This window comes from Rhodococcus sp. AD45-ID, assembly GCF_003023755.1.
Lineage (GTDB): Bacteria > Actinomycetota > Actinomycetes > Mycobacteriales > Mycobacteriaceae > Rhodococcus_F > Rhodococcus_F globerula.
Genome location: NZ_PYHL01000003.1, coordinates 852333 through 866991, shown reverse-complemented (window position 1 = coordinate 866991; position 14659 = coordinate 852333). Strand labels below are relative to the sequence as shown.

Below are 14659 nucleotides of genomic sequence, written 5' to 3'. Positions count from 1 at the left end.
CCGCTTCATTCCAAGCCGAAGTTCTCGGCCCAGCTGCGCTACAGGCGTTGCGCCATCTGATCCTGGTAGTCACGCATGGTGCGCTCGATTTCGTCTGCCGCGTCGCGGTCTCCACGCTTGCGCGCATCGAGGGCACGATCCTGGAGCGCGCGAATCGCCCGGCGTAACTCTTCGTCACTCATGATGTGTTTCATGTCACAATCTTGCGCCAACTATCAGGCCATGGCTAGTGGCGAACGTCGTTACGACGAGCCACAGACACCCCGTATCCGACAAACTTCGTGCCACATTTGAGCAAATCGGGGCAAAGGTCCCGACAATACGCACTCCAGAGGTGAACTGGAGTCGACCGAGGCCTGAACTGCGATTATTCACACAGTAAGAACCACCAAAACCGGGTTAACGTATAGCTACTGCAGGCAAAACGGGTAAACGGTTCGTTATGGTGACAATATGCAGCACTGCGGTAGGTCTCTACTGCCCACATAATTGGTCCTATTGCGATATCGAGCGGCCCGAAATTACCCGCGAACTCGACGGAAGCATCCCTCGAGTTCCCATAAATACCGAACTCAACCCTGCACCCAAAGCCCACCGAATGGACTACAGCGAGCTACCAATCGGTTATCCGCGTGATATCGTGGGATTCGCTGAACGAACAATCGCTGATAGAGAGGATTACGGGGCGGTTCACAATGGCTGACTTTGCAGAACGACTGAACAAACTGTTCGACAGTGTCCATCCTCCCGGGCGCAAGCCCCACACCAACGCCGAGGTCGCCTCCGCGTTGATCGAGGACGGCCACCAGATCTCCAAGCCGTACATCTCACAGCTCCGCTCGGGACAACGCACCAACCCGTCGGACGAGACTGTCGCTGCTTTTGCGCGCTTCTTCAAGGTGAAGCCCGACTACTTCTTCAACGACATCTACGCCGCGAAGATCGATCACGACCTCGAACTGCTCGCACAGCTCCAGGGTTACGGTCTGCGTCGACTGTCGAGCCGAGCGTTCGATCTGTCGGAAGAGTCGCAGAACCTTCTCACGACTATGGCCGAAAAGCTCCGTGCAAGCGAAGGACTACCCGAAGTCCCACCAGACGCGTCACGTTGACGCGAGGCTAGGGCTGTCCCTAGACGACACTGAGCAGGTCGATCGACACCTATCGGCCTGCTTTTGTCGTATTCGGCTGGGCTTCGAACTTTTCGTAGTCCCTAGCCAGAACCAAGACCCATCTCCTGGCGGACATACCGTCAGGAGGCGCAATCCAACGGGTATCGAGAACATCTGATTCCAGTGGATTCACAATCCACTCCGTCAATATCTCGGAATGCGTGGCGAGCGACCTCGGCGGCTCCCTTCCACCGACGTCGAACAACCCGGCACCTGCCTGGATGTACATGGCGTCCATGATCTGCGCGATCATGTCCGACGCCTTGAGCACTGTTGTGGTTGCCGCACTGTCGACATCCACAACCTCCGGGAATCGCTTCACCAGCAGACCGTGTATGCCCCCTAAACGCTTCAGGTCCAAGCGCGCTCGCACCCATGTCTCGGTCAACATCCATGTGATGCCCAGCGCGATCAGCAAGCCCGCCACCGACACGAATTGCACGCCGGCGCCGGACCAGATACCCGACTCGAGTGCGTTCGCCCCACGCACCGACTCGACCAGCATGACCACGACAACAATCAGCAGAATCATCGAACCCACGACGATGAGTCCGATTCCGCGGCCCAACGGCGCCCACGCAACGTGCCGCAGTCCGGTCGAGATAACCAACGCCAGCGCGACAACCACAAAGAGCAAAGCCGGCATCGGATAACCGACGCCCACGGAAATCGACACAAGCAAGCCGACCGTATACAACACGATCGCCACGACGCGCATCGCAGAACGCGTCATCACAGGCCACGCAGACACCGCGCCAACCGCGCTTGCTGCCGACAAGAACACCCACAACACGACAACAACCATCGCTGAAAAGTGCTGATCAGGCGCAATTCTGTCCACGATGTCCCACACCCCGGGGACAAGCACCGTAGCCATCAACGCAACACCGAATCCGGCGATAACCATGGCCGTACGCAGCGGCGTGGCAACTCGCGCCACCACGCGCCCAAGCCTTGCACCTGCTGCGATCCACACCACCAAGGCAATTGCCCAAGCGATCATCCGATCGCCTCGTCGTACCGCAGCACCGACAACGGCGTCCCACGACCGCTCATCGTCTTCAACCTCATCAACAGCATCGACGCAAAGGTCTCCGCTTCCCACTCTGCAAGGTCATCCATCGGCACCGGCTCGTTGCGGCGCAGCGATCGCTGGCTGAGCATGTACGCGATCAGATCATCGCTGGCTTCCAACGTCGCCTCCGCGATCTCCGCCCCTTCATGCCGAAACACGATGTGCCCCAACTCATGTGCAAGAGTTCGCTCGACATTGGGTAAGCCCGGTGCCAGAACGATAACGTCATGATCGTCGAACGCGCGCCGTTGACCGCACACACCCGTCGCCAACGGAGTCTGCAGATCGATCTCGATCGGCCGCTCACGCTCGAGCGCCACAGCCTCCACCACCGTCAACAAATTCACCGCCTCCGACGACGCAGCAGCATCACACACCGCGTCCACCGCAGCAAGAACTCGACGATGCGAACGCCTGTTTGTCGGCACTGTCCTACACACCTCTTCCTGATCGGGGTGCCAGGAACTCAGCCCGCGCCGCTGCCAATCGAGCCTTCTGCATCGAAGCGCCCCTGAACGTCAATGCGCCTGCACCCGCCGCAACCAACGTCATTCCCGCGAGGCCACCTACCACCGCAGCAGCATTCTGAATTGGTGGCAATCCTGAGGTGAAGACCACCGGGAAAGCTTGCGGGTCGTCACTTTGTGCCGAAGCCGAGGAATTCGGGCCATCCGTTTGCACCGCAGCAGCGATCGGTGCCGGTGCAGCCAAGATTTGAGGTGCTGCCGGTGTGGCGGCGCCGCCTACGCCGCCGGACGGCCCGGACGCCGGCGACCCAGTTTCGGCGGACGGGCCCTGCGGATATTCCGGTCCGGCCGGAGCCGCCGCCACCGAAGTTTCGCTGGACTCTTCTGAACTTGTAGTTGCCTCAGCACTTGTCGACACCTCAGTCGAATTGCTCGGCTCCCCGGGTTCCGTCGAGTCTGTCGTCGTCACGACCGGATCGGTAGTCGTGGTCGTCACTTCCGGATCAGTAGTCGTCGTTACGACCGGATCGGTAGTCGTGGTCGTCACTTCCGGATCAGTAGTCGTCGTCACTTCCGGATCAGTGGTCGTGGTCGTCACTTCCGGATCCGTCGTCGTGGTCGTCACTTCCGGATCCGTGGTCGTGGTCGTCACTTCCGGATCAGTAGTCGTCGTTACGACCGGATCAGTAGTCGTGGTCGGGACCTCTGGTTCAGTCGGGTCCGTCGTCGTCACTTCCGGATCAGTGGTCGTCGTCACAACGGGATCGGTCGTTGTGGTTACGACTGGACTCGTCGTCGTGCAGTGGTGGTGGCAACCACCGCATCCGTTGCCCCAACCATTGCCGTTGCCGTTGTTGCCGCACCCGTTGCCGCACCCGTTGCCGTTATTGCCGCAGCCGTTATTGCCGTTGCCGTTATTGCCGTTGCCGTTATTGCCGTGTTTACCCAAGGCATCAGCACTGGGAATGTCGGTGACGGTGGTGTCAGCGCTGTCATCGCTGTTTTCACCTGCACCGGGTTGAGCCGAAACGACAGTCGGAAATACAGAAATAGCGAGGAACCCCACACCCGTCAGGCACAAGACAGCTACAAGTGCCATGACTAGCCGTCGTGGCTGGCTCATCAAATTCCTCCCGACAAAAACGTTCTAGCTGCATGCACAGGCGCAGCGACACAGTGAGATTATCGTCGCGACGTCATGGTCGTTACATGTCCAGAAAATAACTGGCCCACCAAGGATCATGCCTCAACCGGTTCGAAACCGGGTTCGGTGGGCCCCAGCGGCTGTATGAAACTGCACACACCCGCACATTCTTCGCGAGTCGAGGCGATTTGTCGACCGACCGGTCTGTAACAAAACAGGTCCCTCAGCGCTAGCTGAAGGACCTGATCGGTAACTGATTACTGGGTGGAGCTGATTACGTGGTGGAGCTGATTACGTGGTGGAGCTGAGGGGAATCGAACCCCTGACCTCTTCGATGCGAACGAAGCGCGCTACCAACTGCGCCACAGCCCCTTGCCACCGCCCGAAAGCGTGTGCTCGGCAACTCTAGCAGGACCGAAGTCCGAGCCTCGAGTTACCCGCCTCCGAAACGATGAACGTTTTACTGACCCGATGCGCGTCGCATTTCCGACTGCATCGGCACTTCCTCGTAGTGATCGAGGTGGTCGAACGCCGGGTCTCCGTCGTCAACTTCCAGGACTACTGCGCCCGGTCGGCGCAGACGAGAAGGAATCAGGCGCAATTCCTCGTCTGTGTGTGATTCGACGCCCAGACGTGAACGGTTGAGCCGTTCAGTGCGACGGCGGCGAATTTCCTGCTCGATGCGCACTTGCCGGCGCAGATATGCCAAGTAGCCGACGAGACCGGCAAACGACAAGGCACAGAGCCACCACACCAGGGGCGAGACGATCAGCGCGAGTGCACCGGCCATGATCGAGACGAAGGCAAGTCCGAGAAGGGTGCGCTGGCGAAACGTGTAGCGCGCTTCTCGGGCGACGGCATCGGCTTCGGGATCGAATCCACCGCGGCCGCGTCGGACAGGCACGAACTCCCTGACCGGGGCACGGCCACCGCTGTAGTCGCTGTCTTCTGCGTGAGTGTCCATCTGGTCCTCCGCGTCGTAGCTGCTGCGCACTGGTTCTGGTTGCCAGTTCGGATCGCTTCGATGTCCGGCTGCCGGTCCGCGTCGCACAGGATTGCTGTCGCCGCGGTGAAGTACGCGAGTCGCAAGAGCCGCTTCGCTGGTCTGACGGATCCGGGGGCGCTTGTTCACGAGCATGGGCACGAGCACGAACAACCAGACGGCCACGAGCCCGATCCACACGAATGAACTAGGCATGCCGCGACCTCCTCCCGATCACCTACCAGCACCTATGCCAGCCGTTGATGAATCAAGGTTAACGGCCGACCGGCTCGCATCGTTGCCGACGCGCCGAACCCCACCTTACTCATGTGTCACACGCGTACCGAACCGAACTGACCGATCCGCCGGAATTTGTCGGAGGAAAAGTTGAACTCGCAATGACCCGGCCTAGCAATTTTGATGACAATTCGGTCGGTAACTACCTTTTAACTAGGGACTTCATACCCAAGACGCACGACCGGAGCGCACAAGCCGATCCACAACTGTGGTGGGAATCTCTTCAATCGTCATCCCCACAAGCACATGATCGCGCCACTGCCCGTCGACGTCGAGGTACCGGCGTAGGAGTCCCTCTTCACGGAAGCCGACGTTGTGGAGCACGGCGCGCGAGGACGAATTCTCCGGACGAACAGTTGCCTCGACACGATGCAATCCCACCTGCGAGAAGGCATGGTCCAACGTGAGCGCCACCGCAGCTGTCGCCACACCACCACCCGTGACATCCGACGCAACCCAATAACCCACCCAAGCGGAACGCAACGCGCCGCGAACGATGTTGCCGATGGTGATCTGCCCGCAGTAATTGCCGTCCAGCTCGATCACCCACGGAAGTATCCGGCCTTTGCGCGCCTCGGATCGAAGACTTCCGCACAACGACGGCCACACGGTGATGTGATGCCGGGCATCCCACGGCGATTCACCGGTCGGTTCCCACGGCTCGAGATGCTCTCTATCCCGAATGCGCAATCTGCTCCACGCGGACGCGTCGCGCAACCGAATCGGCCGGACGGTGACCACACCGGCAGCCACACGAATCGGGCCCAGCTTCTCGGGCCATCCGGGATGGACTGACATCACACCTCATTCGGTTGGAAAGTCGAAGCGGCGCACCGGAAGTGAGCCAGCCGTGACTCAGCCACGTTGGGCGAGAAATGCGACGTCGACTTCTTCACCGATCTGCACTTCGGTGACATCCCGGTCGACGAGTACCAGGCAATTTGCTTCGGCCAACGTCGCCAACAGGTGGGACGACGCGCCCGCGGCGCCACCGAGAGCCTGGACCAGGTACTCCCCCGTTGCCTCGTCGCGCATCAACTGCCCACGAAGGAATCCTTTACGGTCCGCGATCGACGTAATCGTTCCCACCGTTCGGGCCTTCACGATGCGACGCATCGGCTGGCGACGACCGAGCGCGATCCGGATGAGCGGCCTGACCATGACCTCGAACACCACGAGCGCACTGACCGGATTCGATGGGAGCAGGAAGGTCGGTACCTCGTCACGCCCGAGCTGACCGAACCCTTGAACTGATCCCGGATGCATCGCGACCCGCTCGACCTCGAGCGTTCCCAGTTCGGACAGCGCATCGCGGACCTCGTCGGACGCTCCACCGCCGACAGCTCCCGCGATGACCACGATCTCGGATCGGATCAATTGCCCCTCGACAACCTCACGCAACCGGCGAGCATCCGATCCGGAAATGCCAACCCGGTTGACGTCGGCTCCGGCGTCACGAGCAGCCGCAGCCAGAGCATACGAATTCACGTCGTAAACCTGGCCGGGTCCCGGAGTTCGGTCGATGTCGACCAGCTCGCCCCCGACGCTGATGACCGATAGCCGTGGACGCGGATGCACCAGAACTTTGTCACGGCCCACTGCCGCGAGAAGTCCGACCTGGGCAGCGCCGATGATGGTTCCCGCCCGAACAGCGACATCGCCCGGTTGCACGTCGTCACCCGCGCGTCGTACGTAGTCTCCTGAGCGCACCGGCGCAAAGACTCGCACGCGGGCGCGGCCACCGTCGGTCTGCTCCAGCGGGAGAACCGCATCGGCCAACGTGGGCAGCGGCGCGCCGGTGTCGACGCGCACAGCTTGCCGTGGCTGTAGCCGGATCGGCTGACGCGAACCGGCCGTGACCTCACCGACGACAGGCAGGCTCAAGTCGATCGGCTCGCCGTCCTCGCCACGCAGATCCGTGCCGGCACCCGCAACATCGACGCTACGGACTGCGTATCCGTCGATGGCAGCCTGATCGAACCCTGGCAGCGGCCGCTCGGTGACCACTTCCTCGGCACAGAGCAACCCCTGTGCCTCCGAAATGGCGACACGAACCGGCCGGGGCGCAACTGCAGCGGCTGTGACCCTGGTCTGCTGCTCCTCAACCGACCGCATATGGACTGCGTCCTCCTACTTTGTCGCGAAACTCGTGTTACCCGCAGCCCATGATGCCTTGCCACACGATTGGCCGGTCATCTCGATCCTGCGTCAACTGCTGTGCGGAGATGTCCGAACTATCCCTATCGTTCGAGACGAGCAACCAACCACTCTCGCAACGACGGGCCGTAGTCATCCATGTCCAGTGCGAAGTCAACCGCAGCGCGGAGGTAACCGCCGGGATTTCCGAGGTCGTGTCGAGTACCGCGATGAACGACGACATGCACGGGATGGCCTTCGGAGATGAGAAGCGCGATGGCGTCGGTCAGCTGCAATTCACCACCGGTTCCGGGCTTGATGCGTCGCAGTGCGTCGAAAATGGCGCGATCGAGCAGGTATCGACCAGCGGCAGCAAACGTGGACGGCGCATCCTCCATAGCCGGCTTCTCGACCATCCCGATGACCTTGAGCACGTCGGGGTTGGTGGCGTCCGGCACGATTTCGACGTCGAAGACGCCGTATGCGCTGACTTTGTCCTTGGGAACTTCGATGGCGCACAAAACCGAACCGCCGCGCTTGGCGCGTACCTTGGCCATGGTTTCGAGCACACCTCTAGGCAACACGAGATCGTCGGGCAGAAGAACCGCGATCGCATCCTCGTCGTCGTCGAGGACAGCCTCGGCGCAACCGACCGCGTGCCCCAAACCGAGTGGCTGATCCTGGATCACGGAGTCGACTTCGAGGAGTCCGGGTGCCTTACGCACCTTGGCCAGTAGAGCGAGCTTTCCACTCGCTTCCAGCTTGCTTTCGAGGACAAGATCCTCGACAAAATGCGCGACAACCCCGTCTTTGCCGGGCGAGGTCACGATGACCAGGCGCTCAGCGCCGGAATCGGCGGCCTCCCCGGCAACCAGTTCGATACCCGGTGTGTCGACGACCGGCAGCAATTCCTTGGGAACGGTCTTGGTGGCCGGCAGGAAGCGAGTACCCAATCCGGCAGCAGGAACCACGGCCGTACGAAAGGCCTTCTTGTTGCTAGCGACCACGTCTGTCATGCCAACACCCTAACGGCAGCTTGTTACCCGATGGTCAGCACGATGCATATCGTGAAGTGGTGGAACCTCGAGAAAAAGAGCAATGGCGACAAACAGTGCTGGCCGAGCGGCGTGCGATATCGGAGCAAACTCGGAGCACCGAATCGTCGGCACTCACGGCGCACTCGCTTGATCTGACAATCCCGGGGACGACTGTCTGCGCCTACGTTCCGACCAGGACCGAACCTGGAACCACTGACCTGCTGGACGCGCTGGCAGCCGTCGTAGATCGCGTTCTCCTGCCGATCACCGGCGCACCCGGCCCGCTGTCCTGGGTCGAGTACACGGGTGTCGACGCACTTCGCCCCGCTGCGTACGGGCTACGGGAACCCGTCGGACCGGTACTACCACCGGAAACGATCGCGCTCGCCCACACTGTCTTCGTCCCGGCCCTCGCCGTGGATCGGCGAGGCACTCGGCTGGGACGCGGCGCCGGGTACTACGACCGCACGCTGGGATTGGCGTCGCCGACTGCCAGGCTCGTCGCGGTAGTTCGCGACTCGGAGCTCGTCGAACAGCTCCCCGCAGATCCGCACGACATTCCGATGGGCTGGGCGCTGACCCCGACTGCGGGTTGGACCCGACTGGACCGATGAGGCGGCCGCCACCATTTCTCGCGCAGTGGGAATAGACACGTAATTAGCGCTGTTGGCACTGTCACTTGTAGAGTGCTAAGGGCTGCGGTGTCAGAACTGGCTCGACAGCACTCGCCAGCCCTGATGAAGCACTTAGATCACAATGCGGAGGAAGCCCGGTGCCTACCTACTCATACGCATGTACGGAATGTGACAACCGTTTCGACATCGTCCAGTCGTTCAGCGAAGATTCGCTGACGGTCTGCCCAGCCTGCTCCGGCAAGCTCCGCAAGCTGTTCAACTCGGTGGGCATCGTGTTTAAGGGCAGCGGTTTCTACCGCACCGACAGCCGAGGTGGCTCCAGCACGGCCAGCGAACCCGCCAAGAGCGATTCCGCTCCGGCCGCAAAGTCCGAGTCGTCGACCAAGTCCGAGTCGTCCTCTTCGTCGACCAGCACTCCGGCTCCGGCAAAGGCTGCAGCCAGCTAGTTCGAGCACGACTTTCTCCACAACCGCGAGGTTGTCCACAGGCAGATAACGGTAGGGCCGAAAAGCACGCTTTCGGCCCTACCGTTCGTCTATGCCACCACCATCACCGTCCGGGCTGTTCCGCGCACGATCTCGGAGTCACGGCCGATCCAGACCGCAGAATTTCGGTGAAGTCGACCTCACGCCCAGCGTCGTCGACCGCCTGGTTGCGATTGCAAAGCCCAACCGCGCACGAGGCTCGGCAGTTCGAAAAATCGCCGCACTCACTCTTGCCGTGCTCGGGATTGCGCTGCTGTTTCGCGGCGATCCGGACTCCGATACCGTCCAGGTTGTCACCGCGGCCCGCGATGTCGCTCCCGGACAACTTGTCACCGACGACGATCTCGGAATCAGCGAGTTCTCTGCCGATCACCTTCCCGACGGGACGCTTACCGATTTCGCCGACGTTGTGGGCAGCACCGTCGCCGGGCCCGTTCGCCGCGGAGAAATCGTCACAGACGTCCGAGTTCTCGGGTCGCGTCTGGCCCGTGAGTCCACGGGAACCGACGACGCGCGAATTGTCCCGGTCCGACTCGCGGATGCCGCAGTTTCTGACATTGTCCGTAGCGGAGACATTGTCGATGTACTCACAGTTGAGGCCGACACTCCGAACGAGCAGACAAACGACAACAACCCCACGATTCTTGCGTCGGGCGCCGTTGTTGTCATGGTCACCGCTGCGGAAAGTACACGTAACCAGCAAGAACAGGTGATCATGCTGGCATTGCCCACCGAGGCGGCTACTCGCGTCGCGGCCGCATCACTGGTCAACGCCATCACCGTGACGTTCAAGTAAGCAAACACATTGATGCTTGCTCCTTTAGGATTTTTGCATTCGGCTCTCTCCAGAGAACCGACACGTTCATCTCACACACAATTCGGGGGACACCGAAATGCTCAAGGGATTCAAAGACTTCCTGCTCCGCGGAAACGTGCTCGACCTGGCCGTTGCAGTGGTCGTGGGCGCAGCGTTCACCGCGATCGTCACGGCCTTCACGTCGAACATCATCAACCCACTCATCGCCGCCATTGGTGGATCCGACGAATTGGGCTGGGGAAAGGAGATCATTGCCGGCAATCCCGAAACCTTCGTCAACATCGGTGCCGTGGTCACCGCGATCATCAACTTCGTCATCATCGCGGCAGTTGTCTACTTCGTGCTGATCGTTCCCGCGAACGCGGCCAAGAAGAAGTTCGTCACCGAACCCGAGGACAAGGAAGCCAGCGAAACCGATCTGCTCATCCAGATCCGCGACATCCTCGCTTCCGGTGTAACCGACCCCGACTCCGGCGCCCACGCCAAGAGCTTCGACTAGCGTCCACCTGACAGATCAGGCCCGCCCCGGACATTCCGGGACGGGCCTGATCTGTCTGATGCGTCAACCGCCGTGATGCGGCGGAACCTGGCTGCGTAACCACTCGTCATCCGACGAACGGGAGGATCCTTGCGGATCACGCTCGTCGGACGTCGTCTCCGGGAACACATCCCCGAAAATGCGCGCCAAAGCCTCTTTGTCGACAGGCTTCTTTTCTGCGCTCTGTTCGTCGGACAACTTCTACTCAGCCCTCGAGGCTGGACAGTTCGGCGATCACATGGCCCGCCAAAGCCGTCAACGTTGCCATGCCGTCACGGATCGCGGGGCGCGTCGACGCCAGGTTGGCGACGACGGTGCTGCCCGAGACACCGACCAAGCCGCGGGACAAGCCCGCTTCGAGCGATCCTGCGGACAACCCGGACGCCCGCAGCGCCTCGGCGATTCCCGGGATCTCCCGATCGAGCACCTCAGCCGTCACGTCCGGTGTCACGTCGCGCGGTGACACTCCGGTACCGCCGACCGAGATCACCAAGTCGACACCACCGATCACCGCGGTATTGAGAGCGTTCCGGATTTCCACCTCGTCGGCGGCAACTGCAACCGTCGCGTCGACGTGAAAACCTGCTTCGTTCAGCAGTTCCGTAACCAACGGACCGATGGAGTCGGTGGTATCACCGTGAGCGGTGCGATCGTCGACGATGACAACCAGGGCGCGGCCGGCCGATGTGGCTTCGAGTTCCATGACTCCTACCGTAGTGCCGCGCCCCGAATCAGTTGCGGTCCGGCCGAAGATCGGGGTGATCGTCGGCCGGTCGCCAACTGTCACCGCCCACCTTGCGCCGGGGCGGTTCCCAGCGTGACGTCGACGGTCTTCTGCTGGCCACCGTCGGTGTACGTGATCGACACGGTGTCGCCGGGAGCATGCGACCGAACTGCCGCGATGAGCGAATCACCGTCTGCGACAACACGATCGTCGACCTTCGTGATGACGGCACCCTTCGGGATTCCGGCCTTGGCTGCCGGACCGTCAGCGGTGACGTCCATAACCGTCGCACCATCCGCGTTGTCCTGCGAGGGCACCGTCACACCGATCATGGCCTGAGTGGCCTTGCCGGTTTCGATCAACTCGTTGGCAACACGCCTGGCCTGATCGATCGGGATGGCAAAGCCGAGTCCGATCGACCCACCCTGCGTGCCCGACGAGGCTCCCAGTGACGCGATGGCCGTGTTGATACCGATCAACTGTCCGTCCATGTTGACCAGTGCGCCACCCGAGTTACCCGGGTTGATGGCCGCGTCGGTCTGCAGGGCATCGATAACCGTGTTCTGGTTGCCCGACTCGCCGCTGGTGGACACCGGTCGATTGAGCGCCGAGATGATGCCCTCGGTGACCGTTCCGGCCAGCCCCAACGGTGAACCGACTGCAACAACCTGCTGACCGACCACTACCTCGGCCGAATTGCCCAGGTCGATCGGCGTCAGATCATTGCGACCCTCGACCTTGATGACGGCGATATCTGAAACCGGATCGGCACCGACCAGGGTTGCCGATGCCTTGCTTCCGTCGGAGAACGACACACTCAACTGCGCACCGGAGGCGCCGGCAACGTGATTGTTGGTCAGGATGAGACCGTCGGAGGACAGAATCACGCCGGATCCTTCCCCACCGGAACCCTGAGCTGTGGCCACCTCGATCTGGACCACACTGGGCACGACCTTCTGAGCCACGGCCTGCACCGAACCGGCCGGTGCGTTGGACGTGTTGGTTGCTGTCGGCTTGGCAGCGTTGAGCGAATTGGTGACGGTTCCGCTGCCACCGTTGTTGTCCGCCACAATCGCGCCGACCGCACCGCCGACACCGCCGCTGACGAGCACCAGTGCAAGCGCGCCGGCTACCAGTGCCATGCGCTTCGACTTCGGCTTGGCCGGTTCGGGATCAGCGTTGGGTCCGCGCAGCGCAGCGGGGATCGGTCCGCCGGGTCCGCCGGGTCCGGCAGCGCCACCTGGTCCGGCGGGGCCGGCCGGGCTCGCTGCACTCTGATAGGGCGACTGCTGCTGGTGAGCAGCCTCATGTGCGCCGTAGTGCTGCCCGAACGACTGCGTGGGCTGCTGCCCGTAGCCCGGCGCCTGATGCTGCTGGGTCGGGTAAGGCTGCTGCTGCGTCGGGTAAGCCTGTGTGGGGTTCTGCTGGGCAGGATTATGCTGGGCAGGATTCTGCTGGGTCGGGTAAGCCTGCGTCGGCTGGGGCTCGTTGCTTGGCTGCTCGGGCCGGTCAGGCCCAGTGTTACGGTCCTCGGTCATCGGCTCGCTTTCGTCTCGGTGACCACCGTATTGGTTGGTCACAACTCTGTTGACTACAAGACTGCCTTGCGCTGCTGAGAAGCCGCTGAGACTCACCTGTCACTTTGCCCAGAGTTTGCACCGATAATTCTGTGCACCCTGCTCACTTTTCGAAAAGCACTCTCGCTGAACACATTACCCACGGTGTCCAGTTATTCGGCGATCGGACCCGGCTCCCCGGGAAGCACGATCCGAACCAGTGCCCCACCACGATCGGATTCCTCGATCGCAATGGTGCCACCGTGCTTGATCACCACCTGGCGCACTATCGCAAGTCCCAGACCGGATCCCGGCATGGAACGCGCAGCGGTGGACCGGTAGAAACGATCGAACACCAACTCCCGATCTTCCTCCGGAATGCCCGGTCCCGCATCACTGACGGTCAATTCCAACAGTCCTTGACCGACTGGGCGCATCTCGACGCGCACCTGCTCGCCCTTGGGACTCCATTTCGCAGCGTTGTCGAGGACGTTGAGTACGGCACGCGAGAGTCCCGCTTGATCGCCGTAGACGAACCACGGCGTTGTCACGGCCTCGAATTCAATTTCGTTGCGGCGTCGACGCGCACGTTCGAGTGATCGTTCGACGACGTCACTGACATCAACGCGCTCGTACACCGTTTCGGGTGCGTCTTCTCGCGCGAGATCGACGAGGTCACCGACAAGAGTCGACAGCTCTTCGATCTGTGCCACGACGTCGGCTCGCAGTTCCGCCATGTCCTCGTCCGGAATTTGTGGTGCCCCTGGCCGGCTCGACGCGATCAGCAGCTCCATATTGGTGCGGAGCGACGTCAGCGGTGTGCGCAGTTCGTGACCGGCGTCGGCGACGAGGCGACTCTGTCGTTCCCGGGATTCGGCAAGTGCCCGGAGCATGGTGTTGAAGCTCTCGGTGAGGCGCGCCAGTTCGTCGCTGCCGGATACGGGGATCTGCGTCAGATCGTCGGTGCGGGCAACGCGTTCGGTGGCATCCGTCAACCGGGCGATAGGTCGTAAACCTGTGCGCCCCACCGTCGTACCGGCTACCGCGGCAAGTATGACGCCGCAGCCACCGACGACAAACAGCACCCAGGCAAGTCGATCGAGCACTGCGACGGTCGGCTCCAACCGCTGCGCGATCACCAACGTGCTTCCGTCGTGGGTTCGTTGCGCCAGCACGCGCTGGCCTTCGACGGTCCGCAGTGACGACTCTGCGGTGCCCCGCGCGACGGCGAGTTCGGGTTCGCCGATCGGCACGTCGGAACCGGGCGGCTGATACGTATCGAGGTTCGAAAAGACGAGGGCCACACTGATATCGGTGGTGTACAGGGTGGCACCGGTGATGTACCGGGGATCGAAACGCACGATGTTGCTGTCAATGAGAACCGATGCGCGAGTGCGTAACTGGTGATCAACGTCGGCGTACAGCGCACGTGAGACCACCGCATAGGCAGCGATGGCCATGACGGCGACGGCTACCGCAACGACGGACGCGGCCAGCAATGTGACTCGCCATCGCAGCGACACCGATCGGGTCAACGGCATGGGCGGGCGCATCCCGGCCGCCGAGCCGTTCGATGTGGGAGAGGTCTTCGGCT

At 61.8% G+C, this 14659-nt stretch carries 18 protein-coding genes and 1 tRNA gene; 6 read left to right on the top strand and 13 right to left on the bottom strand.

Annotated elements, in window-relative coordinates; translation table 11 throughout:
* Window positions 1-38: 38 nt before the first annotated feature.
* The gene (locus tag C7T36_RS30335; protein ID WP_165826315.1) at window positions 39-194 is read right to left on the bottom strand and encodes a hypothetical protein; all 156 of its coding nucleotides are present in this window, start codon (window positions 192-194) and stop codon (window positions 39-41) included.
* 501 nt (window positions 195-695) lie between these two features.
* Between C7T36_RS30335 and C7T36_RS28225 the strand changes: the two genes are divergently transcribed.
* The gene (locus C7T36_RS28225; RefSeq protein ID WP_033234244.1) at window positions 696-1112 is read left to right on the top strand and encodes a helix-turn-helix domain-containing protein; all 417 of its coding nucleotides are present in this window, start codon (window positions 696-698) and stop codon (window positions 1110-1112) included.
* 49 nt (window positions 1113-1161) lie between these two features.
* Here C7T36_RS28225 and C7T36_RS28220 read toward each other — a convergent pair whose 3' ends face one another.
* From C7T36_RS28220 to C7T36_RS30330, 3 genes are read right to left on the bottom strand one after another with little or no spacing between them, the layout of a single operon-like run.
* Entirely contained in the window at window positions 1162-2175 is a 1014-nt protein-coding gene (locus C7T36_RS28220; protein ID WP_033234243.1) for a hypothetical protein, read from the bottom strand.
* Window positions 2172-2633, bottom strand: a complete 462-nt coding sequence (locus tag C7T36_RS28215; RefSeq protein WP_045069236.1) for an ImmA/IrrE family metallo-endopeptidase — start codon at window positions 2631-2633, stop codon at window positions 2172-2174. The genes C7T36_RS28220 and C7T36_RS28215 overlap by 4 nt, the downstream gene beginning before the upstream one ends.
* Before the next feature lie 46 nt (window positions 2634-2679).
* Window positions 2680-3366 (bottom strand): hypothetical protein, encoded by a 687-nt coding sequence (locus C7T36_RS30330; protein WP_181317515.1) that lies wholly within the window; start codon window positions 3364-3366, stop codon window positions 2680-2682.
* Window positions 3367-3522: 156 nt separating this feature from the next.
* Between C7T36_RS30330 and C7T36_RS30325 the strand changes: the two genes are divergently transcribed.
* Complete coding sequence (locus C7T36_RS30325; protein WP_162487758.1) at window positions 3523-3819, top strand: hypothetical protein; 297 nt, start codon at window positions 3523-3525, stop codon at window positions 3817-3819.
* 335 nt (window positions 3820-4154) lie between these two features.
* Here the strand turns inward: C7T36_RS30325 and C7T36_RS28205 are convergent.
* The 5 genes from C7T36_RS28205 to C7T36_RS28185 form a co-directional block, all read right to left on the bottom strand.
* Window positions 4155-4230: transfer RNA gene (locus C7T36_RS28205), tRNA-Ala, on the bottom strand.
* 88 nt (window positions 4231-4318) lie between these two features.
* A complete protein-coding gene (gene glpR, locus C7T36_RS28200) occupies window positions 4319-5056 on the bottom strand; it encodes a gephyrin-like molybdotransferase receptor GlpR (protein ID WP_033234241.1) in 738 nt (245 codons plus the stop codon).
* A gap of 243 nt (window positions 5057-5299) precedes the next feature.
* Window positions 5300-5935 carry a GNAT family N-acetyltransferase gene (locus tag C7T36_RS28195; protein ID WP_033234240.1) on the bottom strand — a complete coding sequence of 212 codons (636 nt, stop codon included), beginning with the start codon at window positions 5933-5935 and terminating at the stop codon, window positions 5300-5302.
* A 57-nt stretch (window positions 5936-5992) separates the two neighbouring features.
* Complete coding sequence (glp, locus tag C7T36_RS28190) at window positions 5993-7252, bottom strand: gephyrin-like molybdotransferase Glp (protein WP_033234239.1); 1260 nt, start codon at window positions 7250-7252, stop codon at window positions 5993-5995.
* A 125-nt stretch (window positions 7253-7377) separates the two neighbouring features.
* Entirely contained in the window at window positions 7378-8289 is a 912-nt protein-coding gene (locus C7T36_RS28185; RefSeq protein WP_033234238.1) for a UTP--glucose-1-phosphate uridylyltransferase, read from the bottom strand.
* 59 nt (window positions 8290-8348) lie between these two features.
* Here C7T36_RS28185 and C7T36_RS28180 point away from each other — a divergent pair, with 59 nt between their 5' ends.
* The 4 genes from C7T36_RS28180 (at window position 8349) to mscL (ending at window position 10746) form a co-directional block, all read left to right on the top strand.
* Window positions 8349-8924 carry a 5-formyltetrahydrofolate cyclo-ligase gene (locus C7T36_RS28180; protein WP_045069234.1) on the top strand — a complete coding sequence of 192 codons (576 nt, stop codon included), beginning with the start codon at window positions 8349-8351 and terminating at the stop codon, window positions 8922-8924.
* Window positions 8925-9082: 158 nt separating this feature from the next.
* Window positions 9083-9391, top strand: a complete 309-nt coding sequence (locus C7T36_RS28175) for an FmdB family zinc ribbon protein (protein WP_033234236.1) — start codon at window positions 9083-9085, stop codon at window positions 9389-9391.
* Window positions 9392-9482: 91 nt separating this feature from the next.
* Complete coding sequence (locus C7T36_RS28170; RefSeq protein WP_045069233.1) at window positions 9483-10226, top strand: SAF domain-containing protein; 744 nt, start codon at window positions 9483-9485, stop codon at window positions 10224-10226.
* 97 nt (window positions 10227-10323) lie between these two features.
* Window positions 10324-10746 carry a large conductance mechanosensitive channel protein MscL gene (gene mscL, locus C7T36_RS28165; protein WP_033234234.1) on the top strand — a complete coding sequence of 141 codons (423 nt, stop codon included), beginning with the start codon at window positions 10324-10326 and terminating at the stop codon, window positions 10744-10746.
* Window positions 10747-10809: 63 nt separating this feature from the next.
* Here mscL and C7T36_RS30320 read toward each other — a convergent pair whose 3' ends face one another.
* The 4 genes from C7T36_RS30320 to C7T36_RS28150 all read right to left on the bottom strand — a co-directional run bounded on the left by C7T36_RS30320 (window position 10810) and on the right by C7T36_RS28150 (window position 14618).
* Window positions 10810-10983: a hypothetical protein gene (locus C7T36_RS30320; RefSeq protein ID WP_181317514.1), complete on the bottom strand. Its 174-nt coding sequence runs from the start codon at window positions 10981-10983 to the stop codon at window positions 10810-10812.
* Between the two features lie 7 nt (window positions 10984-10990).
* Window positions 10991-11488, bottom strand: coding sequence for a molybdenum cofactor biosynthesis protein B (locus C7T36_RS28160; RefSeq protein ID WP_179300869.1), 498 nt, complete (start codon window positions 11486-11488; stop codon window positions 10991-10993).
* Window positions 11489-11568: 80 nt separating this feature from the next.
* Window positions 11569-13047, bottom strand: a complete 1479-nt coding sequence (locus tag C7T36_RS28155; RefSeq protein ID WP_084702939.1) for a S1C family serine protease — start codon at window positions 13045-13047, stop codon at window positions 11569-11571.
* Window positions 13048-13238: 191 nt separating this feature from the next.
* Window positions 13239-14618, bottom strand: a complete 1380-nt coding sequence (locus tag C7T36_RS28150) for a HAMP domain-containing sensor histidine kinase (RefSeq protein ID WP_202025801.1) — start codon at window positions 14616-14618, stop codon at window positions 13239-13241.
* Between the last annotated feature and the right edge of the window lie 41 nt (window positions 14619-14659).

Coding starts and splice junctions, on each gene's coding strand:
- C7T36_RS30335 (WP_165826315.1), bottom strand. CDS start 194: ATGAAACACATCATGAGTGACGAAGAGTTACGCCGGGCGATTCGCGCG.
- C7T36_RS28225 (WP_033234244.1), top strand. CDS start 696: ATGGCTGACTTTGCAGAACGACTGAACAAACTGTTCGACAGTGTCCAT.
- C7T36_RS28220 (WP_033234243.1), bottom strand. CDS start 2,175: ATGATCGCTTGGGCAATTGCCTTGGTGGTGTGGATCGCAGCAGGTGCA.
- glpR (WP_033234241.1), bottom strand. CDS start 5,056: ATGCCTAGTTCATTCGTGTGGATCGGGCTCGTGGCCGTCTGGTTGTTC.
- C7T36_RS28195 (WP_033234240.1), bottom strand. CDS start 5,935: ATGTCAGTCCATCCCGGATGGCCCGAGAAGCTGGGCCCGATTCGTGTG.
- glp (WP_033234239.1), bottom strand. CDS start 7,252: ATGCGGTCGGTTGAGGAGCAGCAGACCAGGGTCACAGCCGCTGCAGTT.
- C7T36_RS28185 (WP_033234238.1), bottom strand. CDS start 8,289: ATGACAGACGTGGTCGCTAGCAACAAGAAGGCCTTTCGTACGGCCGTG.
- C7T36_RS28170 (WP_045069233.1), top strand. CDS start 9,483: ATGCCACCACCATCACCGTCCGGGCTGTTCCGCGCACGATCTCGGAGT.
- mscL (WP_033234234.1), top strand. CDS start 10,324: ATGCTCAAGGGATTCAAAGACTTCCTGCTCCGCGGAAACGTGCTCGAC.
- C7T36_RS28160 (WP_179300869.1), bottom strand. CDS start 11,488: ATGGAACTCGAAGCCACATCGGCCGGCCGCGCCCTGGTTGTCATCGTC.
- C7T36_RS28155 (WP_084702939.1), bottom strand. CDS start 13,047: ATGACCGAGGACCGTAACACTGGGCCTGACCGGCCCGAGCAGCCAAGC.
- C7T36_RS28150 (WP_202025801.1), bottom strand. CDS start 14,618: ATGCGCCCGCCCATGCCGTTGACCCGATCGGTGTCGCTGCGATGGCGA.